At 34.9% G+C, this 26,931-nt stretch carries 17 protein-coding genes, 1 tRNA gene and 1 pseudogene; 7 read left to right on the forward strand and 12 right to left on the reverse strand.

Annotation, left to right across the window (positions count from 1 at the left end):
• Window positions 1-98 precede the first annotated feature (98 nt).
• From rpsR to F6K23_RS00860, 3 genes are all read right to left on the reverse strand, one after another.
• On the reverse strand, window positions 99-317 hold the full coding sequence (rpsR, locus tag F6K23_RS00850) for a 30S ribosomal protein S18 (RefSeq protein WP_124147575.1): 219 nt from the start codon (window positions 315-317) through the stop codon (window positions 99-101).
• Between the two features lie 73 nt (window positions 318-390).
• Window positions 391-579, reverse strand: coding sequence for a 50S ribosomal protein L33 (gene rpmG / locus F6K23_RS00855; RefSeq protein WP_124147576.1), 189 nt, complete (start codon window positions 577-579; stop codon window positions 391-393).
• 33 nt (window positions 580-612) lie between these two features.
• Window positions 613-1,146, reverse strand: coding sequence for an RDD family protein (locus F6K23_RS00860; protein ID WP_293149610.1), 534 nt, complete (start codon window positions 1,144-1,146; stop codon window positions 613-615).
• Between the two features lie 1,496 nt (window positions 1,147-2,642).
• Here F6K23_RS00860 and F6K23_RS00865 point away from each other — a divergent pair.
• Both F6K23_RS00865 and F6K23_RS00870 read left to right on the forward strand, forming a co-directional pair.
• Window positions 2,643-3,680, forward strand: coding sequence for a succinate dehydrogenase/fumarate reductase iron-sulfur subunit (locus F6K23_RS00865; RefSeq protein WP_293149612.1), 1,038 nt, complete (start codon window positions 2,643-2,645; stop codon window positions 3,678-3,680).
• 204 nt (window positions 3,681-3,884) lie between these two features.
• Window positions 3,885-4,085: a chlorophyll a/b-binding protein gene (locus F6K23_RS00870; protein WP_293149614.1), complete on the forward strand. Its 201-nt coding sequence runs from the start codon at window positions 3,885-3,887 to the stop codon at window positions 4,083-4,085.
• A 1,199-nt stretch (window positions 4,086-5,284) separates the two neighbouring features.
• Here F6K23_RS00870 and F6K23_RS00875 read toward each other — a convergent pair.
• From F6K23_RS00875 to psbX, 4 genes and pseudogenes are all read right to left on the reverse strand, one after another.
• Window positions 5,285-6,109, reverse strand: coding sequence for a pre-peptidase C-terminal domain-containing protein (locus tag F6K23_RS00875; protein WP_293149616.1), 825 nt, complete (start codon window positions 6,107-6,109; stop codon window positions 5,285-5,287).
• A gap of 642 nt (window positions 6,110-6,751) precedes the next feature.
• A pseudogene (locus tag F6K23_RS00880) lies at window positions 6,752-7,888 on the reverse strand (trypsin-like peptidase domain-containing protein); the annotation flags it as partial.
• Between the two features lie 2,019 nt (window positions 7,889-9,907).
• Window positions 9,908-10,789: a Ycf66 family protein gene (locus tag F6K23_RS00885; protein ID WP_293149620.1), complete on the reverse strand. Its 882-nt coding sequence runs from the start codon at window positions 10,787-10,789 to the stop codon at window positions 9,908-9,910.
• Between the two features lie 486 nt (window positions 10,790-11,275).
• Window positions 11,276-11,395, reverse strand: a complete 120-nt coding sequence (gene psbX / locus F6K23_RS00890) for a photosystem II reaction center X protein (protein WP_124146589.1) — start codon at window positions 11,393-11,395, stop codon at window positions 11,276-11,278.
• A gap of 205 nt (window positions 11,396-11,600) precedes the next feature.
• Here psbX and F6K23_RS00895 point away from each other — a divergent pair, with 205 nt between their 5' ends.
• Window positions 11,601-11,885, forward strand: a complete 285-nt coding sequence (locus F6K23_RS00895; protein WP_287520618.1) for a YggT family protein — start codon at window positions 11,601-11,603, stop codon at window positions 11,883-11,885.
• A 13-nt stretch (window positions 11,886-11,898) separates the two neighbouring features.
• On the opposite strand, the gene accC is transcribed toward F6K23_RS00895, so the two are convergent.
• Window positions 11,899-13,257 (reverse strand): acetyl-CoA carboxylase biotin carboxylase subunit, encoded by a 1,359-nt coding sequence (accC, locus tag F6K23_RS00900; RefSeq protein ID WP_293149622.1) that lies wholly within the window; start codon window positions 13,255-13,257, stop codon window positions 11,899-11,901.
• 415 nt (window positions 13,258-13,672) lie between these two features.
• Between accC and F6K23_RS00905 the strand changes: the two genes are divergently transcribed.
• Window positions 13,673-13,753 (forward strand) — tRNA-Leu (locus F6K23_RS00905).
• A 1,108-nt stretch (window positions 13,754-14,861) separates the two neighbouring features.
• On the opposite strand, the gene F6K23_RS00910 is transcribed toward F6K23_RS00905, so the two are convergent.
• The 3 genes from F6K23_RS00910 to F6K23_RS00920 form a co-directional block, all read right to left on the reverse strand.
• Complete coding sequence (locus F6K23_RS00910; protein ID WP_293149624.1) at window positions 14,862-15,002, reverse strand: hypothetical protein; 141 nt, start codon at window positions 15,000-15,002, stop codon at window positions 14,862-14,864.
• A gap of 536 nt (window positions 15,003-15,538) precedes the next feature.
• Window positions 15,539-16,129 carry an ATP-binding protein gene (locus F6K23_RS00915; RefSeq protein ID WP_293149626.1) on the reverse strand — a complete coding sequence of 197 codons (591 nt, stop codon included), beginning with the start codon at window positions 16,127-16,129 and terminating at the stop codon, window positions 15,539-15,541.
• A gap of 1,714 nt (window positions 16,130-17,843) precedes the next feature.
• Window positions 17,844-19,484 (reverse strand): hypothetical protein, encoded by a 1,641-nt coding sequence (locus F6K23_RS00920; protein WP_293149628.1) that lies wholly within the window; start codon window positions 19,482-19,484, stop codon window positions 17,844-17,846.
• Window positions 19,485-21,001: 1,517 nt separating this feature from the next.
• Between F6K23_RS00920 and F6K23_RS00925 the strand changes: the two genes are divergently transcribed.
• Window positions 21,002-21,628 (forward strand): chorismate lyase, encoded by a 627-nt coding sequence (locus tag F6K23_RS00925; RefSeq protein ID WP_293149630.1) that lies wholly within the window; start codon window positions 21,002-21,004, stop codon window positions 21,626-21,628.
• 1,266 nt (window positions 21,629-22,894) lie between these two features.
• On the opposite strand, the gene purF is transcribed toward F6K23_RS00925, so the two are convergent.
• On the reverse strand, window positions 22,895-24,376 hold the full coding sequence (gene purF / locus F6K23_RS00930; protein WP_293149632.1) for an amidophosphoribosyltransferase: 1,482 nt from the start codon (window positions 24,374-24,376) through the stop codon (window positions 22,895-22,897).
• 550 nt (window positions 24,377-24,926) lie between these two features.
• Between purF and F6K23_RS00935 the strand changes: the two genes are divergently transcribed.
• Together F6K23_RS00935 and ribD are read left to right on the forward strand one after the other, a co-directional pair.
• Window positions 24,927-25,463 (forward strand): cyclic nucleotide-binding domain-containing protein, encoded by a 537-nt coding sequence (locus F6K23_RS00935; protein WP_293149634.1) that lies wholly within the window; start codon window positions 24,927-24,929, stop codon window positions 25,461-25,463.
• Between the two features lie 276 nt (window positions 25,464-25,739).
• A complete protein-coding gene (ribD, locus tag F6K23_RS00940) occupies window positions 25,740-26,852 on the forward strand; it encodes a bifunctional diaminohydroxyphosphoribosylaminopyrimidine deaminase/5-amino-6-(5-phosphoribosylamino)uracil reductase RibD (RefSeq protein WP_293149636.1) in 1,113 nt (370 codons plus the stop codon).
• Window positions 26,853-26,931: the final 79 nt, after the last annotated feature.

Raw genomic sequence — 26,931 nt, forward strand, 5'->3', positions numbered from 1 at the left:
TTTGCTAGTTTAGTTTGAGATTTTTTGACTTTGGCTTTTTTCTTAATATTTAACTTTTTCAGATTTTTCCAAAATCTCAAATCTCAAACACTCTATCTTCAGGTTTCTCTATTAACGTAGGGTAATAAAGCTACTAATCTAGCTCTTTTGATACTTTTCGTTAAATCTCTCTGCTGTTTTGAAGTTAAACCAGTTATTCTTCTTGGCAGAATTTTACCTCTTTCTGTAACATATTTCTTTAGTAGTTCCACATCTTTATAGTCGATTGGATCTCCTGGTTTAATTGGTGATACTCTTTTACGGAAGTAATTCGCCATTTCTAATTATTTGTTAGTTATTTTTGTTTACGTTTTAGTTATTTACTTACTATTTTTAATACTCACTGAATTTTTACTTAATTTCTTTGTGAACTGTATGTTTATTACAGTGAGTACAGAATTTCTTCAATTCTAATCTTGAGGTTGTATTCCTGCGGTTTTTAGTTGTTGTATACCTAGACACACCTTGTGAACGTTTATTGGAATTTGTTCTACACTCTGTGCATTCTAGTGTAATAACAATTCTGACTCCTTTAGCCATTTTTCAGTTTCCATGAATGTTAGACACAAATTACTATCTTCTCACATAGCGCTTGGCTTCGTCAACTAGCCACTTTACCTTAATATCTAGGGAGTAACCACGCATTGTCCCTACTACTATTGTCTGAGCTATTCTGTCATGGAAAGCTTGTTGATACCTTTCAATATCTACTAAAGCTACTGTAAAGTCCAAAAATAAAGGCATTATTAGTAGTAAGACAGCAGCATTTCCTGATGTTAAATTACTAATTCCTAACATGGCCAATGCCCCAGACAATGCTAAAATTCCTTCTCGCTTTGATAACTCTAGGATACCTGGATTTCTTTGGTATCTAGTATCTAAAACTTTCATATCTAGAGCATAGTGACCTATACTCTGACCATAGTTTTTATAGACCACTAGTACTCGTGTTATTATCCAAAGTACCATAAAAAATAAAATAAACGTGAACCAATTATTGCTAATTATGGCACTCAAAAACCAAACTACTACAGCATCTATACTGAATGCTGCTACGCGACGGGATAGAGGTGCTTTTGGCAATTGGGGTATAATATTGTCACTCATAAGATAGACCTTAATTATTTTTTGGTCTGGTTAGGAGAATATGTAACTGTTTTATTGGCTTTTGTTACTGTTCTATAATTTTATCATGTTTTTTATTTGTCAATTTTTCCGGGTTTTTCAGATATGAAGCTAATATACATAAATTATTACTGGTAGCTATGGGTAGGACTAATCCGATCTGATGGCTAAGTTACTAAGTAGTTATTAACTTGAATATGAAATTCTATCTAATTCAATCACAATATTCACTACAATTGAGGAATTACTATGATTTTACATTTAAGATAAAATGAGATTTTTGCTCTGGTCAATAATCAGTATAATTACTCCATAAATTCTCAAGTTTTGCTTTTAACTTTTAATTTTAAGTTTTACTGAAAAATTGAGCTTAAATCCTATTCTTTAAATGAGAAAACCGGTCGTTTTGCGCTTCGCACAACTACGTTAAAGCCTAGCCTCTTACAGAGTAGCTCAACCTCGCCGACATGGAAAGCGCAGCATGAAAAATGGAACAAGCGGAGCTGCTCTACATTCTTAGGATCTACTTTCCCTAAAGTCCCGAAGGGAAGGCTATATCCAATCTACCAAGAGAAGAGAAAAAATTTCCTTAAGGGTCAATCCTCTTATTTTCAAGGAGAGGTAATAATTAATTATTAATTATTAATTATTAATTATTAATTGTTGAAGATTTTTCTTGTAACCTGTTGTTTTGTTATTTTGTACAGTCACGACAGTGAAGATATTGAAGAAAGTTGTAGACGGTAGGTTAATATTTCAATTTAATGGGAATTCAACCCCAAAAATTGTTGACAACGCAGGTGAAATGTGGATATTTCTACCCAATTGTTTGTGCAAATATTACAAATAATAGATTTTAAGTAAACGTTTTTCATCTACAAGCTAAAACTTAAAACCTAAAACCTACTACCGACTACCGAAAAACTCATGGAAGTGTAGTAAAACAAAAATAATATCGGAACAAAAAAATTAATAGTTAATGCTAATCTTGTTTTATACAAAATCCGCCTTAGTAAAAGGGTATTTTTGAAAGTTACAGCCATTGCTAAATCAAGGATTGGGAGATGAGAAAAATCTGCTTTTATCGCTGGATTTGGTATTATCTAAAAGGTGTTGCTCAATCAAGCTATGAAACTTAAATTTGGCAAAATATAAAATGATTTTCAGTTAATAGCTAGGCGTTTCGCTGCACGATATGTTTGCGCAGCATGACCTAGGAAAACGTAGTAGCGATGCTGAACATTATCGCCATTGAAGAAAAATCATAGCCACCCATCAGCAACGCCATCTAAAAAAAACACAATTAGAGCTGATTTATAAAGTAAATATCAAGAGGCTGAATTCCTTGCAATACCAAAGGTTTTGGGAGTTACAACCAAACAATGCTTAAATCCCTGAGAGTTCGATTAAATCAGGGTTTTAACTAAGTTTACAAATCAGCTCTTAAGCTAGTACAAAATATCTTGAATTTATCATCAATGAAAGTCAGTTTTAATATCGTTCGTCAACATCAAAATACTACTCCTAGAGTTCAAACTTACACCTTAGAAGTTGAACCAGGCAATACAATTTTAGAATGCCTTAATCGGATTAAATGGGAGCAAGATGGTAGTTTAGCTTTTCGTAAAAATTGCCGTAATACTATCTGCGGTAGTTGTGGAATGAGAATTAATGGTCGTTCAGCTTTAGCGTGTAAAGAAAATATTAGAAATGAAGTAGATAGAATACAACAAATAGCTAATAATAGTAATAATAATTATGCTAATACTACTGAAAAATCTATTCCAGAAATAACTATTGCTCCTATGGGCAATATGCCAGTAATTAAAGATTTGGTAGTAGATATGAACAGTTTTTGGCAAAATCTAGAAGCAGTTGAACCTTATATCAGCACAAAAGCACGACAAATTCCAGAACGAGAATTTTTACAGACTCCCACTGAACGGGATAAACTAAATCAAACAGGTAATTGTATTCTTTGTGGAGCCTGTTATTCTGAATGTAATGCTCGTGAAGTTAATCCAGATTTTGTTGGTCCACACGCTTTGGCCAAAGCTTATAGAATGGTTGCTGATTCTCGTGACAGTCAAATAGAGAAAAGATTAGAAGAATATAATCTTGACACAGCAGGAGTCTGGGGTTGTACCCGCTGTTATTATTGTAATTCTGTTTGTCCTATGGAAGTAGCACCTATGGATCAAATAGGTAAAATTAAACAAGAAATTCTTGATCGTCAAGATAAACAAGCTAGTCGATCTATTCGCCATCGAAAAGTATTAATTGATTTGGTTAAAGACGGGGGTTGGATTGATGAACGAAAATTTGGTATTCAGGTAGTGGGTAACTATTTTAGAGATATTCAAGGATTATTTAGTTTGGGTCCATTAGGATTAAGAATGTTGGCAAAAGGTAAGTTTCCTTTGACTTTTGAACCTTCTGAGGGAACTGAAATTGTGCGATCGCTGATTGAATCAGTAAAAAAATTGGACAATAAATCTACTGGGATAATTCAGTAATTTTATCCGTAATAAAAAATCTTTGGTGGTGGTGCATAGTAATGGTAAAAGTTAGGGGGAGCGATAATTTTTTCACAACCCATTCTCAAAATACTGTTGAATATCTGGGAGAATAAATGTTTGGGTAAATACCAAGTTTTGTTCTTCAAATATTACTATGCAGGACTACCAAATCTTCAAAGCTAATAAAATTCTATCAATATTATGTCTGAAAATTTGACTTCTCAATCCACATCAGAATCTGCTAAAAAAGTTGAAACTACCAAGTCTAATGAACCTGCTTTTGGTTGGAATACTTATGCAGAAAGAATCAATGGTAGGTTTGCTATGCTAGGATTTTTCATTTTGTTATTACTGGAATTATTTACTCATCAAGATTTTTTTTCTTGGTTAGGTTTGCGGTAAAAAATAAAGTTTAATTAGGGTTTGCTGAAAAAGTATTTTTGTGGAGGGTAGGAGTCAGGATTTAGGATTCAACCCACCCCTAACCTCTCCGGTGGAGGGGAAGTCAGGAGTCAGAATGAATGCGAATTACAGAGAAGGCAGTCGAAAGAATTGTCGCTAAATTTTTCTGTCTTTGTCTGCTCAAAATGTGAGTATTTTGGGCGATTCGGAGCTAAAAGCTGACACTTTTTTTCGCAGCAAAAAGGCTAAAACCTTTATCTGTAAATGTTTTTATCCCACATTCCGCACTTCAATTTTTAACATAAAAATTAGTATAAAATCCGTAGCTTGCTTAGGTATTTATACTATATAAATTATCTTCATTTACCTCGATTGGGAGTCAAATTCTCAGTTAAATATTAAGCATAAATACTTGCAGTATTGATTACTCAATCACGGTAGCTATGATTTTATTCTAAAATTCTGTCTCCTGTCTCCTGACTCCTGACTCCTGATTCGATACTACATTTTGTGGTGCGGAATGTGGGTTTTATAGTTAATCATCAAGTCCTAATTAATGCTAATAGCTAATCTTTAGAATGAGATTTAGCTATTAGCTATTAAATAGTCAAAAAATTAGTATTTATAAATCTGATGCTTGACCTGATTCAATTACTTGGAGATTATACTTTATCATGAATTATTACTGTTTTATCACTGGAATTTCTCTATCTATATTCTGATTCTGGTTGAGATTTACCGAATAATTAATAATTAATAATTAATAATTAATTATTAAATAATTCGCGCCTTGAAGCCTACTCTTTTAAGGGGAAAAAGCGGTGGAGGGATGGCTCCGAAACCTGCGCTATATCCAATCGACCAAGAGAAAAGAGAATATTCCCTATATTCAATCAAGAACGGTTTTAACCAGAGGTAATTATCCATTATCCATTATCCATTATCCATTAATGAATGTCTATTTTATGCATCGCAAATTGCGATGCTTCTTGTTTCATAAATCGGCGATTATTGAAATTCCTCAACTCCCCAACTCCCCAACTTCCTCTACCATTACTATGCACCACTACCAGATTTTTTTATTAGGTTTGTACTAGGATAATTTAGTTTTATTTGTTTTATTTATTCACAGCTAAATGTTAATGGCTAATCTTTAAATGGCATTTAGATATTAGCCATTAACCATTAAATTTTTTCAATTATAAATCTGATGTATGACCTGACTCAATTACTTGGAGATTATACTGACCCCTACCTGTTTTATCGTAAGAATTAACTATTACACGATATTTACCTGTAACAGTTAGAGTAATTGTTAGTTGAGAATTTGTATTTTTTTGACTAACATCATCATGTTCTCCCAGTAATTCACCAGTAGGACTAAATACTGCTAAATAAGTATCAAAGTCAGGACTTTCTAAGATTACAGTTACTACTTGACCTGTTGTTCCTTCAAAAGTATGTTCATCATAAATACTTTCATCAGATGGAAGTACTAAGTCTCCATCACTCAGTGTTCCTTCTAGCTGTAATATTTCTTTTCCAACTTTTTGTTCTTGGGTAGAAGGAGTAGTTTCTTCTGGAGTTGGAGTAGTTTCTTCTGGAGTTGGAGTAGTTTCTTCTGGAGTTGGAGTAGTTTCTTCTGGATTTGGAGTAGTTTCTTCTGGAGTTGGAGTAGTTTCTTCTGGATTTGGAGTAGTTTCTTCTGGAGTTGGAGTAGTTTCTTCTGGAGTTGGAGTAGTTTCTTCTGGAGTTGGAGTAGTTTCTTCTGGAGTTGGAGTAGTTTCTTCTGGAGTTGGGGTAGTTTCTTCTGGAGTTGGGGTAGTTTCTTCTGGAGTTGGAGTAGTTTCTTCTGGAGTTGGAGTAGTTTCTTCTGGAGTTGGGGTATCCTGAACTAAAATTTCATTAGCATAGCTAGAATTGATAACCACCGGATGAAATAGAAGGACAGGGAAAAGTAAAGTTTTTCCCATAATACTTAGTAGACCAAAAGGAGCGATCGCCCAAAATCTTGCTTGACGCATTAATCACCTCAAATAAATATACTACTTAAATTCTCCAACTAGTCTACTAGCATAGTGGGAAATAATCACGAATAATTATTAATTGAAAAAGTTTAGGGTAAATTTTAGTTAGTAGTTACAGAGTATCACTATAATCATCTTTTTTTTATTTTCAAACCAATACTTGTACTTAACTTATTAACTGTTTGATTTTGCTGTAATACAATTTGTTGCACTTCCTAGAAATTCATGTTTCCTATAAATAAATTTTTTGAGAAAATTGCTATTATCCGCTCATTATGACATTTTAAATCAATTTAATATTTCATATAAACAAAATACACTCCCTTGATTCTCCTAACCTCTAGCTCATCTCTAAAAAAGGGGAGAATATGTGGCAAGAAGTTTTAGTATTTCATCTCAATACATCTTATTGGGTTTCCGTTCCTCAAACCTACTTATATCTACTAACTACTGTACTGGCAAACAACTATTTACTATGTAGGTGACTTTAAAAGTCAAAATTTTTTCATCCTCCTTTGTCGATCTTTCTGGTCAAAAATTTTTTTTAATCTTCATATCCCTATCTATAAATCAGTAGATAAAATTTCAGACAATTTATCTATAGTAATTTATCCTTTCACGCTCAAAGAAAGGTCTAATTCTGGGTGAAACAGACTCAATTTTCAACTGATATTCTCCTGACTCTCCCGCTTCATAAGAATTTGCTAATAACTTGTAAGTTCCATTTTCTGGTAGCGTAATCACAATTCTGGCATTTTTTTCTCCACCACTATCATCATCTTGAGCTAATTCTTGACCATTTGAACTTAATAAAATTAAGTAAGAATCTATTTTATTACTACTCATATCAATAGAAATCTTTTGACCTGCTAAACCTTCAAAAGCGTAAAGGTCATAATAACTATTGTCTACAGGTAATACATTAGATTCACTGTCCAAATTGCCCTTTATTTCTATTAAACCATTAAGGTCTAATTTTTCAGCCTGCCTCTCATCAAACATTCCTGTTTGCTGTTGAGCTACTAAAGGCGCTCTTCCTTCTCGAACCGCTCTTAGAAACTCTGGGACTCTATCTATAGATATAGCAAAACCAATGCCAATATTACCCCCTAATTGACCACGAGTAAATATAGCAGTATTGACACCAATAAGTTCTCCAGAACTATTCAATAGTGGTCCCCCGGAATTACCAGGGTTAATAGCTGCATCTGTTTGGATAAATCCTCTTTCTCGGTCTATACGACTAACTATCCCTACAGTAAGAGTACCTTGAAATCTGCCAAAAGGATTTCCGATTGCAAAAGCTCGCTGACCTACCTTTGTAGAACCTGGACGAGCTATTCTAATAGTGGGAAGGTTTCTTTCGCCTCGAATTTTGAGAACTGCTAAGTCTAAATCTTCTTCACCAAAACCTATGACATCTGCTGTAACTTTTCTACCATCTGCTAAGGTAATTTTGACCACACCGCCTTGAGATACGACATGAGCATTTGTTAATACCATTCCGTCGGGACTGATAATGGCACCACTACCATTAGTTTTATCTGTATCTATGGAAACTACTGCTTGACTAGCTTGTTCATAAACACGAATATTAGTTTGTTCTTCTAGACTCAGAGAAAGTAGCGTTTCTTTTCGGTTTTTATTCAGGGGTCTGGGAATTGTATCCAATTTTATTTGAGCCTTGACTGGAGGAAAATTACTTAAATTTACACCAACTGCTACTACTACTATAAGTATTCTTAATGTGGTTTTTGACAAAAATTGGGCATTCATTGTTGCTTGTCAAGTCTAGTTTATATTTAATATTATTACGCAGTAATTTTTTGAAAAATAGAGTTAGGAGTTGAGTAGCCAATAGACAGAATTAATGAGTGAGTTATTCAGCAGTTGCCACTAACTAAAGACCACCCAATATTAATATTTGGTGAGGGTGTATAACTTATTTATTTATCCTCATTCTATGTGAAAAAATCAATTCTGAATTCTTTAAATCGCAAACTAAATTTATCGTCTACCTGTTTCCTGAATTATTTATTAATAAAATTTTTATTCAATTGATAATTAATTCCATAGATTAGAATCAGCTACCTATTAAGACATTTTAAAAGTTATACCAATCCCTAAAAATAATGCTTCTTTTATAGAAAACTTCAGTTATTAAGTAATAAGTAAGGTTTAGTAATGTTTTTAGCAATTATTTGTATGAAGTAAAGATATCTTATTCTTGATTGACCTAGGACTTGGGAACGTTGCATGTAACGTCCCTACTAATCCCTGCTCTCAAGAAGATGTAGCAAAAATGCGTGAGATTTGGCATTATTTTGTCTCTATAAATTTTAGCGTGGAAACAATGTAATATTAAAACTATTATCATTTTTATTGTAGCTCTTAGATTAGCGTTGCTGAGTGGTAATGATTTTTAGATTAAGTATCAACGAAAAACATAAGTTTTTCAATTTTACCTTCAGCTACTTACTATTACATTTGAGCAACTTTCTCAGATTAAGTACCTAGTCATAAATAAAATTAACTTTGAAGAGGAGGAGTCCCATAGGAGAATTGTCATATGTGCGAGGTACAGGAGTAAAAATTTGGCCGGGGTTGGGAAAAATTTACTATAGCAGTGGAAGGAAAGGTTAGGATATATCAAAAGCTTAAAACTCAGACAACGTCAGATTTTTCCAACTTCAGTCCTCTCCTAGATAACTAAATCGCCTAGATAACTAAATCGCCTAGATAACTAAATCGCCTAGATAACTAAATCGCCTAGATAACTAAATCGCCTAGATAACTAAATCGCCTAGATAACTAAATCGCCTAGATAACTAAGGGCCTTCTTCCTTCTTCCTTCTGCTATATCAGTTATTTTAGGTTTCATTTGGCCGACTTACTTATTCTAATAATTATTAGCACTAGACTGAAAAGTTATGGTAGATTAAATTTATCTCTTCTTTAACTATTGTATTGGGAATTGGCTTTCAAGTATTCTAGGCATTAGCTTCGCGCAAGCTTTGTAGATAAAGTTATTAATAATTATAGCAATAGCACTTTTCACTTGAGTGAAACATATAACTTTTACCATTAGACATCTGGTGGGAACTAAGTTTTTGCCCATGCATGTATGATCAGGGTTTGAGATTAATTATCACCACAGGTCTATGAGAAGAGGTTCGTTCTAATTTTAGGCTAAAGTCTATGTACTTTGTATTTTTTACTAAATTGAAAACTGCTAAAATTTCTATAGTTGTAGAGCAAATTAAACAAGAAATTTAATCAATTAGGGCTTCATTTTACCACAGCAAAGTATTGGGGTTATAGTTCACTGAAAATGGATAGAGGAGTTCATAACATTTGAACAGTTTGAACTATTGTTTATAAACTAATAGAAAATTAGTAATAAGCCAAGAATCATTTAGATTCTATATTTCCTCACAGGAGTGCGCATTCCCTCTCTTGGTCAGCATTCCCATGGCTAGGATACCTCGCCGGGTTCCTTCAGCTTGCATCTGTCGCACCCCACGGGTTTGCAACGCTTTTCCCTTTGAAAAAAATTTGATATATGGCTTGAATACAAAACAGCTTATTAATGAGTAAATTAGGAATTTTGTGGTGAAGCTTTGATGATAATTTTTTAGATTCAGCAAAAATTTATTTTATACATTTTATACAGAAGTATTGATATTCAGCTACTAAATAAATAATAGAATGGGCGGGGAAAAATGGGATTTTTTTATTTACTCTAAAAAGACAAATTATCCCCACCTAATATTCCTACTTCTATTATAAATTTATTTAACCATTAACATCACTATCAACAGAGTCCATAGGAGTATACTCTACATAATTTTCTGATGTTGCTTCTCCATCAGTAGATGATGCTTCTGGTGGACGACGTTTTCTAGTTCTAGAGGATATTTCTTCCGAGTAGCTTGTTTCAGGAGTAGGACGACGAGTACGGTTATTAGATGCTCTTTCTTCAGTACTAGAAGTCTCCCAGCTATCTCGACTACGAGGGCGAGGTAGTCTATCTTCTGGCCTATTAGCATCACCAAAATTACCGCGACTGCGAGAAGTAGGTCTCTTATCTTCTAAATCTACAGAGTTTTCCCAATATTCAGAAGACGATCTAGTAGAATAATCTTCTGAACGAGGACTACGTTTGCGTAATCTTGGGTTTGTTTCTCCTGGTCTATCATAACTACTTCTACGATTGGGAGGACGACGACGGTAGTCATCCTCAAAATTATCTTGCCTAGAAGAACGATAATCTTGAGTACCTCTGATACGACGGTTAGCAGGATATTCTTCATAAGGTTCTAGTTCATCTAAGTCTGTTTCTGCATAACCATAAACAGGACTTACCGATCTTTCTTCATCTACAATAGGAGTACGTTCCCTAGCTTGCTTAGTTGTAAGACCTCTCATTCTGATAGATTCTGCTGCAAAAAATATGGCACTACCAGTTAACAAAAACTGACCGAAAGCTAAAATAGGGTCTAGTCTCCAGCCTTGGAATATAAGAATACCTCCACATAGTAAGCCAATGGCGGCAAAGAAAATATCGTGGTCTCTAGCTAGCTTTGGACGCCATGTGCGGAGGAAGTATAGTCCTGCTCCTGCTACGGCCAGGATTATTCCTAGCAAACTACTCCAATTTAATCCTAAGTTGACCATTCTAAATCTCCTAAGTAAGTCATAAATTAGTAATTCAAGTTTAAAATTTCTACCCTGACTTGGTATCTGGACTTGAAGTTACTTGGTAGAATAAAGCTTATTTAATATTTAGTTGGATATTGTATAGCAGTCGCCATTACTATATTTGACATATCAAAAGCTAAAAACTCAGACAACGCCAGATTTTTCCTTTTGCCTTCTGCTATATCATCAATTTAACAAAGAAAAACCTCAGCTTGTTAGGTTTGGACAATTATATCACTGTCTTCCCTATTCTATAGTCTGAGGCTTTAACTTTGTCTTTGCAAAAAAAAATTAGGTGAAACTTAAACCTAAAATAGTTTGCTTTTCGGCTCTTCACATAACTGTTAAGTTATTGCAGAAAAAAGTTTATTCCTAAGAAGAATTCATGATTTTTAGACTTCTAGGAAATGGTATTCTGACTTAACTTTTGCTCCAAAAAGAAAAATGTCTAGTATCTAGGGTCTAGGAACGAGTAACTTTATCCTTTTGGCTGACGAATATCAGAAAAATTGTAGCAGGAATAACTACAATTAGAGTTCCCGCCAGTAGACTTAATAAGAAGTTTGATAAAGAAGGAGTCATGGATTATTGCCCTTTGCCACAAAATTTGATTTACTTTATTTTAGATATTATAGCGGTTTGCGATTTTTTTCAGTACAAATTTTGGTAGTAGTAAATTAAGTGGGGATGGAGAGCGCGAGTCTTCAACCTTGAGATAATTTGAAATACAATTCAAGTAACTTAAAGCTAATTTTTAATTGACAAAATTTCATTTTTTTATTGTCTTATGGACTATTTGACATTAGCTAATTGGACTCTAGGTATTGCCCTGGGGTTAATGACTTTCTTATTTATCTTCCGAATTGTTCTTACATGGTATCCCCAGGTAAATATCAATCAACTTCCGTTTAATTTGATTTTTTGGCCGACAGAACCATTTTTAGCCCCCACTAGGAAAATTGTGCCTCCTCTAGGTGGAGTAGATATTAGTCCGATTATTTGGGTAGGGATTTTCAGCTTATTACGAGAGTTGCTTTTGGGCCAGCAAGGTTTATTGAGAATGATGCTGTAGCTAATAATAAAAATTATTTACTACTATCAGGCTTCATCACGGTTTCAACAAAGTTTGTATATACTTGCCCTTCCAGAAATTCTGGAGTCTCTAAAATTCTTTGATGAAAGCTTATAGTTGTGGGAATTCCTGTCACAGCACATTCCCTTAGAGCACGTTTCATCCTCTGGATAGCAGTAGGACGGTCTTGTCCCCAAACTATTAGTTTACCAATCAAAGAATCATAGTAAGGTGGAATCTCATAGTCTGTGTAAACATGAGAGTCCATCCTCACTCCTAAACCTCCCGGTGGTAAATAACCACTAATGCGACCAGGATGGGGGCGAAAATTATGGTCTGGGTCTTCAGCGTTAATTCGGCATTCTATTGCATGGCCATTAAAAGTAACCTGCTTTTGGGTTAGTCGCAGTTTCTCTCCTTGGGCAATTCTAATTTGCTCGGCAATTAAGTCAAGTCCTGTAATTAGTTCTGTGACTGGATGTTCTACTTGAATCCTAGTATTCATTTCCATGAAGTAGAATTCACCAGACTGGTCTAGGAGAAATTCCACAGTGCCAGCACCTATATAATTGATGGACTTGGCTGCTTTTACTGCAGCTTCTCCCATTTTCTGACGTAGTTTAGGACTTAATGCTGGACTGGGAGCTTCTTCTAGTAACTTTTGATGGCGACGCTGAATAGAACAGTCTCTCTCTCCCAGGTGAATCACGTTTCCGTGACTATCGGCCAGGATTTGAAATTCAATGTGACGCGGACGTTCAATGAATTTTTCTATGTAGACTCCAGAGTTGCCAAAGGCTGCTTCTGCTTCTCCTTGAGCTGCCTGAAGCAGTTTTAATAGTTCGTTTTCTTGGCGAACCAGTCTCATTCCTCGTCCTCCACCTCCGGCAGTGGCTTTGATCATCAGGGGAACGCCGATTTTTTTGGCGATCGCTTCTGCTTCTTTTTCGTCTGTGAGAAGACCATCACTTCCTGGAACTGTGGGAACTCCGGCTTTTTGCATGGTTTCTTTGGCTGTAGATTTGTCTCCCATTGCCCTAATCCCTTCTGGTGATGGGCCAATAAAAGCAATGTCGTGGTCAGCACAGATTTCTGCAAATCGGGCATTTTCTGCTAGGAAGCCATAGCCTGGATGGATGGCAGAGGCGTCCCTAGTTAGGGCTGCTGAGATAATATTGGGAATGTTGAGATAGCTTTTGCTGCTGGTTGGTTCACCAATGCAAACTGCTTCGTCCGCCAGTTGCACATGGAGAGCATGGCGGTCTATTGTTGAGTGGACGGCTATGGTGGCTATGCCCATTTCTTCGCAGGTGCGGAGAATGCGTAGGGCTATTTCGCCTCGGTTGGCTATTAGGATTTTAGAGAACCGCATTTCAGTTATCAGTTATCAGTTATCAGTTATCAGTTATCAGTAACTCTGGCTAAAGCCAAAGGGTTGAAATACTGAAGTTTATTTTCTCTTGGTCGATTGGATATGGTTAGGACACCCATCCATCCCACCCAACGGGTGCGCTCCGCTAACGACCGCTTTTTTATCCCTTTGAAAGGGGGAAGCTATTGACCTTATTTTTTGTCATAAGCGATTGGGAGTCAATGACCCTTTGCACATTCTTAACTGTGACTAAATTTTAGAGGAGGGATAATGTCCTAACCAACCCAACGGCTACTACATTAAAAAGATTTTAGAAAATTTCTTGTAGACATTCCAGAATTTTATGTTATTATTGTATATTGTTAGCTAAAATTCCATAATTTTCTGGAAGTTTGGTTGATAGATGCTAACTAGAGCGGATGTGGCGGAATTGGTATACGCGCACGTTTGAGGGGCGTGTGGCTTTGCCTTGCGAGTTCGAGTCTCGCCATCCGCATTGGAGAATAGTCAGGGGTTGTTAGTTTAACCTCTGATTTTCTCTTTTTTGGACTCAGGAATTAATTTTAGATATGGAGAATTAAAACTATAGCGCTATATCTTTAGTGCTATAGCTTTAATGTTTTAGCTGGAGAAATACCTCAAGGTGTCTTTTTGGCATGAGGCGATCGCCTAGAAAGTTTTTCTGGCTAGATAATCGAAAATTCTTCTAGTCAGGACTAAGGGATTTTTCCGACAAAACCACTATATGTACCATAGTGCTATAGTTTTTATCTACTGTATATAGTGCTTTGACCTAAGTCCTGTCTAGTAAATAACTATAGTGCTATAGCTTTAATGTTTGAGATTGAGAAATACCTCAAGGTGTCTTTTTGGAATGAGGCGATCGCCTAGCAAATTTTTGTGGCTAGATAATGGAAAATTCTTTTAGTCAGGACTAAGGGATTTTTCCGACAAAACCACTATACATACCATAGTGCTATAGTTTTTATTTACTATATATAGTGCCTTGACCTATTCTTGGTAGCGTTCAGAATGATTATGTGGGGAGTGGAAGTATCTTAAACTCAAACGTTATAGTTTTTTCATAGCAGTCGCTCACATTTTGTGAGCCTCCAATTATTGTGGGTGAAGGGGAGATTTATTGCTCCCCACTTACCTCAGTCTCCATTTTTTGGTGGCGTTCAGAATGATTCCGTGGGGAGTGGAAGTATCTTAAACTCAAACGTTATAGTTTTCTCATAGCAGTCGTTCACATTTTGTGAGCCTCCAATTATTGTGGGTGAAGGGGAGATTTATTGCTCCCCACTTACCTCAGTCTCCATTTTTTGGTGGCGTTCAGAATGATTCCGTGGGGAGTGGAAGTATCTTAAACTCAAACGTTATAGTTTTCTCATGGCAGTCGTTCACATTTTGTGAGCTTCCAATTATTGTGGGTGAAGGGGAGATTTATTGCTCCCCACTTACCTCAGTCTCCATTTTTTGGTGGCGTTCAGAATGATTCCGTGGGGAGTGGAAGTATCTTAAACTCAAACGTTATAGTTTTCTCATGGCAGTCATTCACATTTTGTGAGCTTTCAATCAAAAACTATAGTGCTATAGCTGTTCTAATGTTTGAGCTGTAGAAATGCCTGAAGGTGTTTTTTTGGGAAGAGGCGATCGCCTAGAAAATTTTTCTGGCTAGATAATCGAAAAATCTTCCAGTCAGGACTAAGGGATTTTTCCGATAAAACAACTATATGTACCATAGTGCTATAGTTTTTATCTACTATATATAGTGCTTTGACCTAAGTCCTGTCTAGTGAATAACTATAGTGCTATAGCTGTTCTAATGTTTGAGCTGGAGAAATACCTCAAGGTGTGTTTTTGGGATGGGGCGATCGCCTAGAAAATTTTTCTGGCCAGATAATTGGAAAATCTTTGAAATATACTCCGCAGCAAATACGACGAACTATCTAAAAGCAAAAAAGTAAAGTTTTAGATGTGATGAAGTGCTTATTTTGGAGGAGTAGTCCATTCACAATCAAAAGTCTTATCTAGTAATTTCTTTAAGCTAATTACTTTAATGCTTTGGTTATGAATTTCACCTGTTTGACTTTCAACATCAACTATTTCATAACCAATATTATTTAATTCTTCAGTTAAAGATACATATCCAAAATAGCCATAAGCATCTTTAATTAGTTCCCGCTCTTCTGGTATGGAGATATGCTAACAAACTATAAAATTGGTCACAATAAAAGGATGATTATATTCATCTGTCGGTGAAGGTGAAAAAGTGTGTTTATATTCTAGTCCTCTGTGAACTGTGTCTTTTAAGCTCTTTTCTTTTAATTGAGTAGTAAAAAAAATCTTGATTTAATTTTTTAAGTATATTTTTTGTTTGAGATTTTGCTGTAGGAAAAAGTTCAGTTAAAATATTCCAAGGTTGATCGTCAAACTGAGAATAAATATTAAAAGACTCATTAATATTTTTTTGTGGATTATCTATTGATATATATCTCCACCAAGGTTCATCTGAACATTTAGTAATAACAGTAATTTTTTTAGATGCAAAACAAAGTTTAGAACCTTGACATTTATACCCTATAGACTCTCCTTGAATTTTTGTGGATTTTCCGATTGAGAAAAAAGCTACATAAGGAGTAATACCATTAATTTCTTCTGTTTCACTTAAACTAATGCCATTATCAAAATATATAAATCCTTTTTCTTGTAAAAGTGGGTATATTTGAATGTTAGAAGCATTGGCATCATAAGAATTAGAGATTAATTCACGAATAACTTCACATGGATCTTTGCGGTTAATAGAAGGTTCAGAAAGAATATGATTATAAGAAATAACAGGATATTTTGGTTGTCTGACTTCTAACATATTAATTTGTATTGATTGACTATTCTAATAATATATTGGTTAAGTATAAATTAGGATATTAGGAAAAAATTATGGCTGTAGAAAACTACTATATTCCTGTTGTTGATTTAGGATTATTTTTACTATAGTAGGGAACAGAGAACAGGGAACAGGGAACAGCAGGAAAAACATTTCTATGTCTTACCGAAAAATTGTGGGTATGCGCCTCCCCTTTTAAGGGGATAATAAAAAAAAGTTTCATTATTAGTCAATCCTCTTCTTTTCAAGGAGAGGTAATTACTCATTATTCATTATTCATTATTAATTGTTGAAGCTTCATCATCAGTCTATGTCAAACACCAACTCGTTCGTGTGTTATAAAACCAAACTCATTTCTAAGTTGCGTAGAATAATATTTTAATCAGGGTTGACTGTAGATCGAGATAGACAAGTTAATAAATTTCATAATTCTGTGCAGCTTTACATAAAATTGGTATAACATTCAATACCTAATACCTGAGACGTCACACCTCACACCTCACACCAATTTGAAAAAAGAATGCTACAAAAAAAGGCTGAAAATTATGCCTAAAAAGAACTTGTCTAATCCTATATATAAGTCACCTATTTCGATTGTTTTTCGTTTTTTCCCGATCTGTTTATTCCAACTTCGGTCTTCCTTCTTACAACTTCGGTGCTGATACTATTTGTAACAAACACTTATCATGCTTGGCATAATACCTAACACCTAATTCTGTGCAGCTTCACATCAAATTGGTATAAGGGACTTCTAAGTGAAAAATATCCCATTGCACTGAATTTAGGAGAACAACAAGTAGAGAATAAAGGGAGTCCAAGAGTTGGATAATTTATTTTTTGCTATTCCCTAACAGGATTATCTGTTAATTGTATTTCTAGTAAAAATACGGGCAATTTTGTTTCTGTAATTTATTTTGAGACAATTTATTATAGTAGTCGAAGGAAAGGGCGCGGACATATCAAAAGCTTAAAACTCAGGCAACGCAAGATTTTTCCTTTTTCCAACTTCAGTCCTTCCTTCTTCCTTCTGCTGTAATACTAGAAATTGCTCCCTAATATCTCAAACAAAAATCAGCGGTCGCTATTCTACATAAGTTAAAAAAACTATCGCCTAATCATAGTTAAATCTGGTGTAAATTTTGATTTTTCCAATAGGGTTCAGTTAATAATTTTTAGGATAAACCTGTGGCATAAAAAGCATATTTTTACCGAAAAATTGTGGGTATGCGCCTCCCCTTTTAAGGGGATAATAAAAAAAAGTTTCATTATTAGTCAATCCTCTTCTTTTCCAGGAGAGGTAATTATTCATTATTCATTATTCATTATTAATTGTTGAACTTGCTTATCAGATTAATTGTTGTTTTATCTAAACTGTATTGATTTATATTCAACCCAATTATGTAACTTTTTTTATGTACCTAATGTAGGATGGCGGAAATAACTGACCAGTTACAAAATCCTAAAACAATTACAAATCAAAAATGATTGACTTTCAGATGTGCGTCTTACATTCTGGAGGTGATGTGTGCGGAACCATTTCCGCACTTTAAAAGCGCCGTAGGAGACCTCGCCAATTAGTACTCGCTTTTAAATGCATGACTTTTAACTTCCGGGTAGCGACACTAATTGATTTTATCTACTATCAGTCCACAACCTAAAACCTAACACCTAACACCTAATACCTTATTTATGGATTCTAACTATACAATTTAGTTTCCAATTCTTGCAAAATTTGCTTTTTATCCTGACTACCTTTTAAGATTCCAAAAATATCTAATTTATGCTCTAATTTTCTTTCTCTACTATCGCCAATTACCCAACTAACTTGATTAATAGCATTCATAATTCCACTATAAGCAACTGCTCCAGAAAAATTTCCCTCCTCAGTAATTCCTAATTTAATTTTCTCCTGATTACTCATTTCCAATGTAGAGGCGATCGCTACTAAACCAACAGCTCCAATTAAAGCTTTTCCTCCTTTTAATACTTTTACTCCTGCTAATACTCCAACACCACCACTCACCACCGCATCATCTGCTTCTTCGATTAACATTCCTTTCTGAATGGCAATATTCCCGAAACTATTTGTAGTTTTTGCTGGATTTTCTGCCTGTTTGACAAACTGTTCTACTTTCTTGAATTTGTTAAAAACTGAGTAAAATTCTTCTCGTTCTAGTCTTTCTAATTCTATTTCTATTTCAAAATATCTTTCTCTTAAAAGTTGATAGACAATTTTGCATATTCTCGGAATTTTTCCCTGCATAATTATCCCATCTAAACTTTCTGAAATCAAATTATCTGCCACTTTTGCACCTTCTTTAATCTGCTGATAGAAGGATAAATATTTCCGACGCTGATTATCATTTATTTCTGGGCTATTGTAAATTAAATCTACAATTAACATATCTATTCTTAACCCAGTTGATGTGGCACTTGCCAATAAATATTTATCTTTCAGCTCAGAGGCGATCGCTGAATTTAAAATCATCGCATTTAACTGTTGAAAATTTTCTAATTTAGGCAAAGGATCTTCTGCTTTAATATATTGATAAATACTCTTAATTTGATATTTTTCAGTTTCACTTAAATTGGCAAATTCTAAAACTTCTTCTACACTTTTATCAATACCTATCCACCGGGAATTTTCACTAGCAATTGTATAGCGTAAACCAATCAAAGAATCTATATTTGAAGAGTTAACAATAAAATCCAATAGATTGAGTGCTGCTAAATCATAAACATATAAACCAGTATTAATTCTGTTATAAGCTTCTAAACACCTAGTTTTACTTCTTTCATAAATTGATGAATGAATTATCAAATTATTCATCCGACGGTCTAGATTTAATTCGGGATTATAAAAAGTATGTAAAACTAGAAAGGCGTCATTTCCTTGTAAACCGCATTTTTTTAATCGTAAAGTAGAGCCTTCAGTACTATTGGTGCGAATTTTCACGTTATAGCTTTTACCTGATTTAAGAGTAACTTTTTGAGTACCTCCCTGACTCGCAACCTGATAAGCAACAAAGATATGATATATTTCTTCTTGTTCTAAATCATTTTCTATTTCTGGCGATGATTCAGAAGATGATTCAGAATTAGTTTTTTGTTTTCCCAAAACATATTCTTTAGCAGTTTCTCTCAAATAATTACCAACATCTGATGTTTTATTACCGATCATTTCTTCTATTTCTGAAGCTTTACTTTTAGCAGTTTCGGAAGCTTTTTCACTGATTGACTGCCCGGCTTTAGATACTTTTTTACCAAGATTTTCTCTAACTGTTGATGCCTTGTTAGTCATTGATTTCCATAAGGATGATGGTTGTTTTTTATTCATAATTTTGATTATTTATAAATTATCTCTCTTGTCTCATACTTAATATCTGAGCAACTAATAGTACAGGGTTCAGTACTAAGTTATACTCAAAGAATATGTAACATTTTAGGATTTAATCGCTGTCAGTCTTTTTTTCTTATACCAAATTTAGACCTAGTCATACCAATTATTAAAAATTATCCTATACTTATGTGAAGTAAGCATTCAGTGGTCAGCCATCAGCTAGCCTCCTCCGGAGGAACTGCGTTAACAGCTATTGATTTCAATTTAGGATAGAAGCTTGATTAATTGTCTTACTATAAAAGTTGTCTTCCTTGCCCTTAAAGTCAGTCGTTAATTTAAACACTGTCCTTAAGAAGAGAGTCTTGTTGCTGATAGCTGACAGCTAATAGCTGTTTGCGCAGCATTCCGCAGGAAATGCTTACTATGTGACACTTCAGTTATTAAGTAATAAGTAAGGTTCAGTAATGTTTTGAGCAATTATTTGTATGAAGTAAAGATATATTATTCGTTATTTACCTACTCCCTACTCTAAAAAATATGTAGCAAAAATGCGTTAAATTTGGTATTACTTACATCTTAATCTGTGTTTTATATCTATAGTAGAAAATTTTATCTCTTGCAGATGTTATAAATATTAATTTTTTTTTATCTTTTTTCATAGACTTATCTTTTAATATTCCCTGTTATTTTGGGTGCATCTCATATTTGCAAAAATACTTTTTTCCTATATATTCCCTATTCCCTATTCCCTATTCCCTGTTGCTTTCCGGAGCTGTTGCTTTCCGGAGCTGTTGCCTAAAAGCGATAAATTTTTGGCTTTATTAATGCATTGAGATGCACCCGTTATTTTATGAAGTTGTTACCTTATAGACAAATTTTTATGAAATTGGTATTAGCGCTATATTTTATTCATATACCCAGTAATTTAATTTTTGTTTACTAATAGTATGAAATATAGCAAAAATATTTCTTGAACTTTAACTTGCTTGACTTGTTTTACAGCATGATATGAATGTGCAGCATTATCTAGGAAAGGAAGAAACAAAAAGCCAATACTAGAAAGTTTTTATCTTCCATTAATACTTCTTAAAGGAATGGCTTGAAGTCCCCCATAAAAGATTTAGAGGCAGTTTAAATACTCCTCTAAATTGATCTACCTCTACCAAAAGACTTTCCATACGCAAACCCTAATTAGGGCTTGCTGATTAAATCTAAAAGCATTGATATATAAAGATATTAGCCAAGGCGTGTACTAAAAAAGTGCAAGGTTTTTGCTCCCTTAAGCTGAAAATGTAAGGATTTTGAGCAGACAAGAGAAAAATCTCAGAACAATTGTTCCAACTACATCCTCTGCAATTCCTCATTCCTCCTGAATTCAGAATTCTGACTTCTGACTCCTACCCTCACCCATAAGACTTCCATAAGCAAACCCTAATTATTTTGATGCTAGTAGAAAGAATTGAGTCGGGACGCTATGATCGAAATAACTAAGTTAAGTTTTGTAAAGAAAAAAATTGACTGCTATTTCACCCAAAAATCCTATTATACAACCCAAGCCTTGGTACTCCCTAGCTCCCTTATGGCAAGGAGGAGAAGAAGTAGTTCGCCAAGGTCTACCCCATTCCCAACTTTCACCTGCATGGCAAATATTACTACTTGGAGATGGCTCTCCCACTCGTCACTTGCAACTTTTGACAACTGAACCCACAGAAGTTGATGTAATTGATATGTGTCCCATTGGCATGAATCTTGATAATGCCCCTGACTTAATTCATGTTGTACCTGGCCCTAGACTGCGACGACAGGTATGGTTGAGAACAACTTCAGGACAAAGGCTAGCTTATGCTGCTTCCTGGTGGGAAGCGAGTCATGTGGATGAGTATTTGCAAAATCGGTCTTTGCCTATCTGGGCTAGTTTAGCTCGTTTGCGGACTGAATTATATCGAGATGTCCAGGGAATTTATTATGGTCATTCTAGAGAATTAGAGTTAGCTTTTGGCGAGTTAGGACCATTTTGGGGGCGACATTACCTATTTTGGCATCATGGCCAACCACTGACATTAATTTATGAAGTGTTTTCACCTTATCTTAAGAAATATTTGGGACAAACAAACGTGACGGATACAGATTCTCAAAAGTAATAGTTGTTAATTTTTTGATCGCCATAAATATTAAGAATCGACAAATTTTGGATGAATTTAGATGTACAAATAGGATCATCTATTTCTACTTATTTCTGAAGTTTAGCTTTGACTTTGAAAGCGTAACTCCTCCGTAGGAGGCACTCATAAATTATTATGGTTCGACCTTAATCTGATATCAAGTCTCATTAATTAGCCATAATAAAAATGTTCTTCTTTTGAGAGAGAATATTTTTTCGGTGCGGAATGTGCAGAAAACAAATTTTCCCTTGTTCCCTACTCCCTAAATTTTTCCGAAGTGGTTATTCAAACAGACATGATACTAGACTTTGTCAGATAGTATAAAAAAACCGGGCATGAGAAGTTTTGTTCAAAATTTTTTTTAATTCACACTCTAAAAGTCTGGGTTTTAGGTCAGGGATTTTTCGATAAAGTTGCAAAAATTTGATCAAATAGTTCTGTTTTGTATCAAGTAGGAGCGTTAAAGATGAATTGAAAAATAGTGGTGTGTCAAAAGAATTTTAACGGATGATAAACTATCAAAAATTTTGATTGATCGGCTTTTCAATTTTGAAATACCCATCATTTTTATTTTGACGGAGCAATATAATTAATAAACAGATTTGGTATATAGTCATTTCAGTTTAGATTGAGACGATAGTTTCTTACTGTGAAAGAGTTTCAGCTAAAAAAGTGTCTCATCCTTAAGTTAAACAACTATAAATTATGATGCTTATGCGCTAAATATTACTTTAGAGCTGATTCCTAAACTTAGTTGAAACTCTTATGTAATCTAACTCTCAGGGATTCAGGCATTACTGAACTATAACTTTCAAAGCCCAAGTATAGTAAGGAACTTAGCCTCTTAATATTTACTTTATAAATCAGCTCTTAAACTTAGACACCCACACGATAATCTTGAAAAAGGTGTGGGTATCTCATACAAAAAGTTTTTATTATTCAGTAATCAATCATCAAAGATTATCACAGTTTGCCATTAAACGAATTGTAATTACAGTAAGTAGTCAGTAATTAGAATATCGGTAGTATAGGACTACAATTATCATTAATTGTTAGGTCTTTGACTGTTTTTCATATTATTTTTTTTGCTACATCATTTAATTGAAGATATATTCAGTATTTATCCTCTGGTTTCCTACTATCTTAACCACAATTGAGACCGGCAAAAATGAATAACATTACTCACTATTTTGTGAATACCAAAATTCTACTTAAGCTATACACAAACCACTGTATTTCACCATTTTAAACTTGGACAGGATTTTCTAGAACAAGTTTAGAACGCTTCAATTTGTCTGGCAAAGGAATAGGATAGTCACCAGTAAAACAGGCAGAACAAAAAGTCTTAGGATCTTCATCCGTTGTTCTTAACATCCCCTCCCAACTCAAGTATGCCAGAGAATCAACACCTATTTGTTCAGCAATTTCTGCAACTGATTTTGTTGCTCCAATTAATTGCTCCTGGTTATCTGTATCGATGCCATAAAAACAGGGATGAGTAACTGGTGGAGAAGAAATTCTCATGTGAACTTCTGTTGCGCCAGAATCTCGCAAAGCTTTAACGATTTTTTTACTGGTGTTGCCACGCACAATGGAATCGTCAACCATAATAATTCGCTTACCTTCTAGTACATCTTTGAGAGGGTTAAGTTTCATTCGGATACCTGATTCTCTCATGTGTTGAGTGGGCTGAATAAAGGTACGGCCAACATAGCGATTTTTAATTAATCCCTCAGCATAGGGAATACCTGATTCTTGAGAAAAACCTATAGCTGCTGGAATACCAGAATCAGGAACACCTATTACCATATCTGCCTCTACTAAAGATTCCCTTGCTAACTGGCGTCCTATTTTCAGTCTGTAGCTGTATAAACTACCACCTTCCATTATACTGTCAGGGCGGGCAAAGTAAATCATTTCAAAAATACATAGCTTCCTTTGTGGTTTCTGATTCCAATGGAAGGAAGCCATACCTTCTTCTGTAATCCAAACTAACTCTCCAGGTTCAACATCTCGAAGATATTCTGCACCAATAATATCTAAAGCACAGGTTTCTGAGGCAAGGACATATCTTTTTGGGTTGATATCTTCTAAAGTACCAATCACAAGGGGCCGTACTCCGTGGGGGTCGCGTACTCCCATCAGACCTTCTGGAGTACCAATGGTTAAACTGAAAGCTCCTTGACACAAATGAAAAGCACTAATAGCAGCTTCTAGCCAGCTTTTACCACTTTTAACTTCTGTGGCGATCGCTAATGCAATCATTTCTGAATCTGTAGTGCTCTTAAAGTTACATCCACGGTTGATTAGTTCTTTTTTTAATTCTTGTGTATTGACAAGATTACCATTATGTGCGATTGCTAAAGGTCCAAGAGGGGTCTCAACAAGAGCAGGTTGAGCATTAATAATCTGACTAGAGCCTGTAGTAGAGTAACGAGTATGACCAATTCCTATATTACCAGTCAACTGCTGTAAGATATACTCATTAAATACTTGAGATACTAGCCCCATTCCTTTATGTATGTAAACTCGATCGTCTTGAAAAGTAGCAATTCCTGCAGACTCTTGACCTCGATGCTGTAGTGCATATAAGCCAAAATAGGTGAGTTTAGTTACATCTTCTTCTGGGGCATAAATTCCGAAAACGCCACAAGCTTCTTCTGGTTTATCTATCTCAAGATAATTTTCTAAATTTTTCTCAGTAGTTGAAGGGTAGTTGTCAGTCATGGTTATATTTTAACTCCTTATCAGGATTATTAGTTTTTATAACTATTTTCAAAGTGGTAAATTATCTGGTCTAAGGATAGACTAGGAAAAAGTTAACCTCATCTTAAACTATAGTAACTAATTTTGTGAAGTATTGTAAACTAAATCGGTAAAATATTAAGCTCATCAAGGCGATCGATAACTTATCAAACCCTTCGATTTACAAAATTACTAGGAATGATGGTGGCATTATACTGGAGCTTGCTTAAGGCAAAAAAGTTTTCCTAGAGTTATTTAGTAATAATTGTTGCATCAAACAATTTCGCAAAAAGGTAAGGAAGAAAAAAGAATAAAAATCATGATAGAGATTAGGTAGGAAATATGATGATCAGCCTCTTAGTAGGTATAAATTTCCAAATTCCTTTTTATAGTATTATTTTTGATAATTGGTATTAATGTTGGTAAAATCTGTTTAGTAGGAATGAATCGCCGTTTCAGGTTTAATGTATTATGTCCAGTTAAATACTTAAGTTAAGTCATTTAGAAATATGTATTTTTAAACAAATATCCTATGAGTAAAGTGTTAGCTATTTTAGGGGAATTGAGCAATCATGACATTGATTGGATGATTGCTAATGGTAGTAAGGAAAAAATTACTACTAACACTATATTAATCCATGAAGGTCAACCAATTGATGCTCTTTATATTGTACTTGATGGCACAATGAAAGCTTATGTAGCTGGTGTTGGAAATCAAGAAATAGGTATTATTACTTCTGGTGAAATTTTGGGAGAGATGTCTTTTGTAGATGGTCGATTACCATCTGCTACTGTAAAGGCGATAGAAAATACTTTAATTCTGTCTATCTCTAAACAAAAATTAAATGAAAAATTAGAGCAAGATGTATTATTTTCTCTCAGATTTTATCGAGCAATTACTAAGTTTTTATCGAATCGATTACGCGGTACTGTAACCCGCTTTAGTGAACATAAAGATTTACTTTATCAAGATAGTTATGGGAATAATAATACTGAAATATTAGTAGACAATAGTGCGGTAGCTAAGTCTAGATTTGAAGCATTAATGGAGCGTCTCAAGAGTAGTTAAAGAAGCACCTCAGCGGTCAGCTTTTCCTGCGGAATGCGGAGCTAACAGCAATCAGCAGATTTTTTTTGAGACGCCCTCGTTTGCGGAGCATTAATGACCCTCTTTCTTCATTAGACATCTCCAATAATAAAAAATAAATTAATTATCCCACTCTGATTCATTAATTCTTTCCCCCTACTCCCTACTCCCTACTCCCTACTCCCTACTCCCTACTCCCTACTCCCTTTTTTCTGGAAATGTCTATTTAATTTGTACTTTGAAGCTAAAAATTTGAAGATGTCAGAATTTGATCGAGGTGAAAATCAACAAAAATTCGATCGGGTAATCATGGGTTATTGTCTAGAGTTGGCCCAACAAGCTTTAGGTAAAACTGCCCCTAATCCCATGGTAGGTTGTGCGATCGCTCAAAATGGCCAAATTATAGGAACAGGGTTTCATCCTGGTGCAGGTCATCCTCATGCAGAAGTTTTTGCTCTCAAGGAGGCAGGTGAAAAAGCAAAAGGAGCTACTGTCTATGTGAGTTTAGAACCATGTAATCACTATGGACGCACGCCACCTTGTACGGAAGCTTTAATTGCAGCAGGTGTGGCAAAGGTTGTGGTTGGAATGATCGATCCAAATCCTTTGGTTGCAGGTAGTGGTATTGCAAAATTACGAGAAGCTGGTATTCAAGTGGTGGTTGGAGTGTTAGAAGCTGAATGTCGTCAACTAAATGAAGCTTTTATTCACCGAATACTCCACCAAAAACCTTTTGGAATTTTGAAATATGCCATGACTCTTGATGGCAAAATTGCTACTACTACAGGTCATAGTGCATGGGTTACATCACCGGTAGCGCGGAGTGAAGTACATAAGTTACGGGTTGCTTGTGATGCGGTGATTATTGGAGGGAATACGGTGCGTCGAGATAATCCACTTTTGACGAGTCGCGGCAGTAAAGTTGATAATCCTTTGCGGGTGGTTATGAGTCGCAGTCTAGATTTGCCTACAGAGGCTAATTTATGGAATGTTGATGAAGCTAATACTTTAGTGTTTACGGAGGTAGAGTCTAATCGAGAATTTCAGCAATATTTGAGGCAAAAAGGGGTTGAAGTAGTAGAAGTTTCATCATTGACTCCGGCAAAGGTGATGGAAAATCTCTACAATCGCGGATTTCTTTCCGTACTTTGGGAATGCGGGGGAACTTTGGCAGCAAGGGCGATCGCTGATGGTGCGGTGCAGAAAATATTGGCTTTTATTGCTCCTAAAATTATTGGTGGGCAAACAGCACCTTCACCTGTGGGAGATTTAGGATTAATTAAAATGACAGAAGCTGTGGAGTTAGAGAATGTGAGTATTCGTGCTGTTGGTTGTGACTATTTATTCACAGGTTATATTATATTCGATTGAATACTAATACTTTGATGGAAGCAAGACAGGAGAAAACAGGGGAAGGTTGAAAAGAGTTTATTCATGATAAATTCTTATT

Source organism: Okeania sp. SIO2C9 (assembly GCF_010672455.1).
Taxonomy (GTDB): Bacteria; Cyanobacteriota; Cyanobacteriia; order Cyanobacteriales; family Microcoleaceae; genus Okeania.

Excerpts from the sequence above, each read along its gene's own strand:
- F6K23_RS00885 (WP_293149620.1), bottom strand. The coding sequence starts at position 10,789 with ATGGTCAACTTAGGATTAAATTGGAGTAGTTTGCTAGGAATAATCCTG.
- F6K23_RS00895 (WP_287520618.1), top strand. The coding sequence starts at position 11,601 with ATGGACTATTTGACATTAGCTAATTGGACTCTAGGTATTGCCCTGGGG.
- F6K23_RS00910 (WP_293149624.1), bottom strand. The coding sequence starts at position 15,002 with ATGGTACATATAGTTGTTTTATCGGAAAAATCCCTTAGTCCTGACTGG.
- ribD (WP_293149636.1), top strand. The coding sequence starts at position 25,740 with ATGTCAGAATTTGATCGAGGTGAAAATCAACAAAAATTCGATCGGGTA.
- F6K23_RS00875 (WP_293149616.1), bottom strand. The coding sequence starts at position 6,109 with ATGCGTCAAGCAAGATTTTGGGCGATCGCTCCTTTTGGTCTACTAAGT.
- F6K23_RS00865 (WP_293149612.1), top strand. The coding sequence starts at position 2,643 with ATGAAAGTCAGTTTTAATATCGTTCGTCAACATCAAAATACTACTCCT.
- rpsR (WP_124147575.1), bottom strand. The coding sequence starts at position 317 with ATGGCGAATTACTTCCGTAAAAGAGTATCACCAATTAAACCAGGAGAT.
- purF (WP_293149632.1), bottom strand. The coding sequence starts at position 24,376 with ATGACTGACAACTACCCTTCAACTACTGAGAAAAATTTAGAAAATTAT.
- F6K23_RS00920 (WP_293149628.1), bottom strand. The coding sequence starts at position 19,484 with ATGAATAAAAAACAACCATCATCCTTATGGAAATCAATGACTAACAAG.
- rpmG (WP_124147576.1), bottom strand. The coding sequence starts at position 579 with ATGGCTAAAGGAGTCAGAATTGTTATTACACTAGAATGCACAGAGTGT.
- F6K23_RS00915 (WP_293149626.1), bottom strand. The coding sequence starts at position 16,129 with ATGTTAGAAGTCAGACAACCAAAATATCCTGTTATTTCTTATAATCAT.
- accC (WP_293149622.1), bottom strand. The coding sequence starts at position 13,257 with ATGCGGTTCTCTAAAATCCTAATAGCCAACCGAGGCGAAATAGCCCTA.
- F6K23_RS00860 (WP_293149610.1), bottom strand. The coding sequence starts at position 1,146 with ATGAGTGACAATATTATACCCCAATTGCCAAAAGCACCTCTATCCCGT.
- F6K23_RS00870 (WP_293149614.1), top strand. The coding sequence starts at position 3,885 with ATGTCTGAAAATTTGACTTCTCAATCCACATCAGAATCTGCTAAAAAA.
- F6K23_RS00935 (WP_293149634.1), top strand. The coding sequence starts at position 24,927 with ATGAGTAAAGTGTTAGCTATTTTAGGGGAATTGAGCAATCATGACATT.
- psbX (WP_124146589.1), bottom strand. The coding sequence starts at position 11,395 with ATGACTCCTTCTTTATCAAACTTCTTATTAAGTCTACTGGCGGGAACT.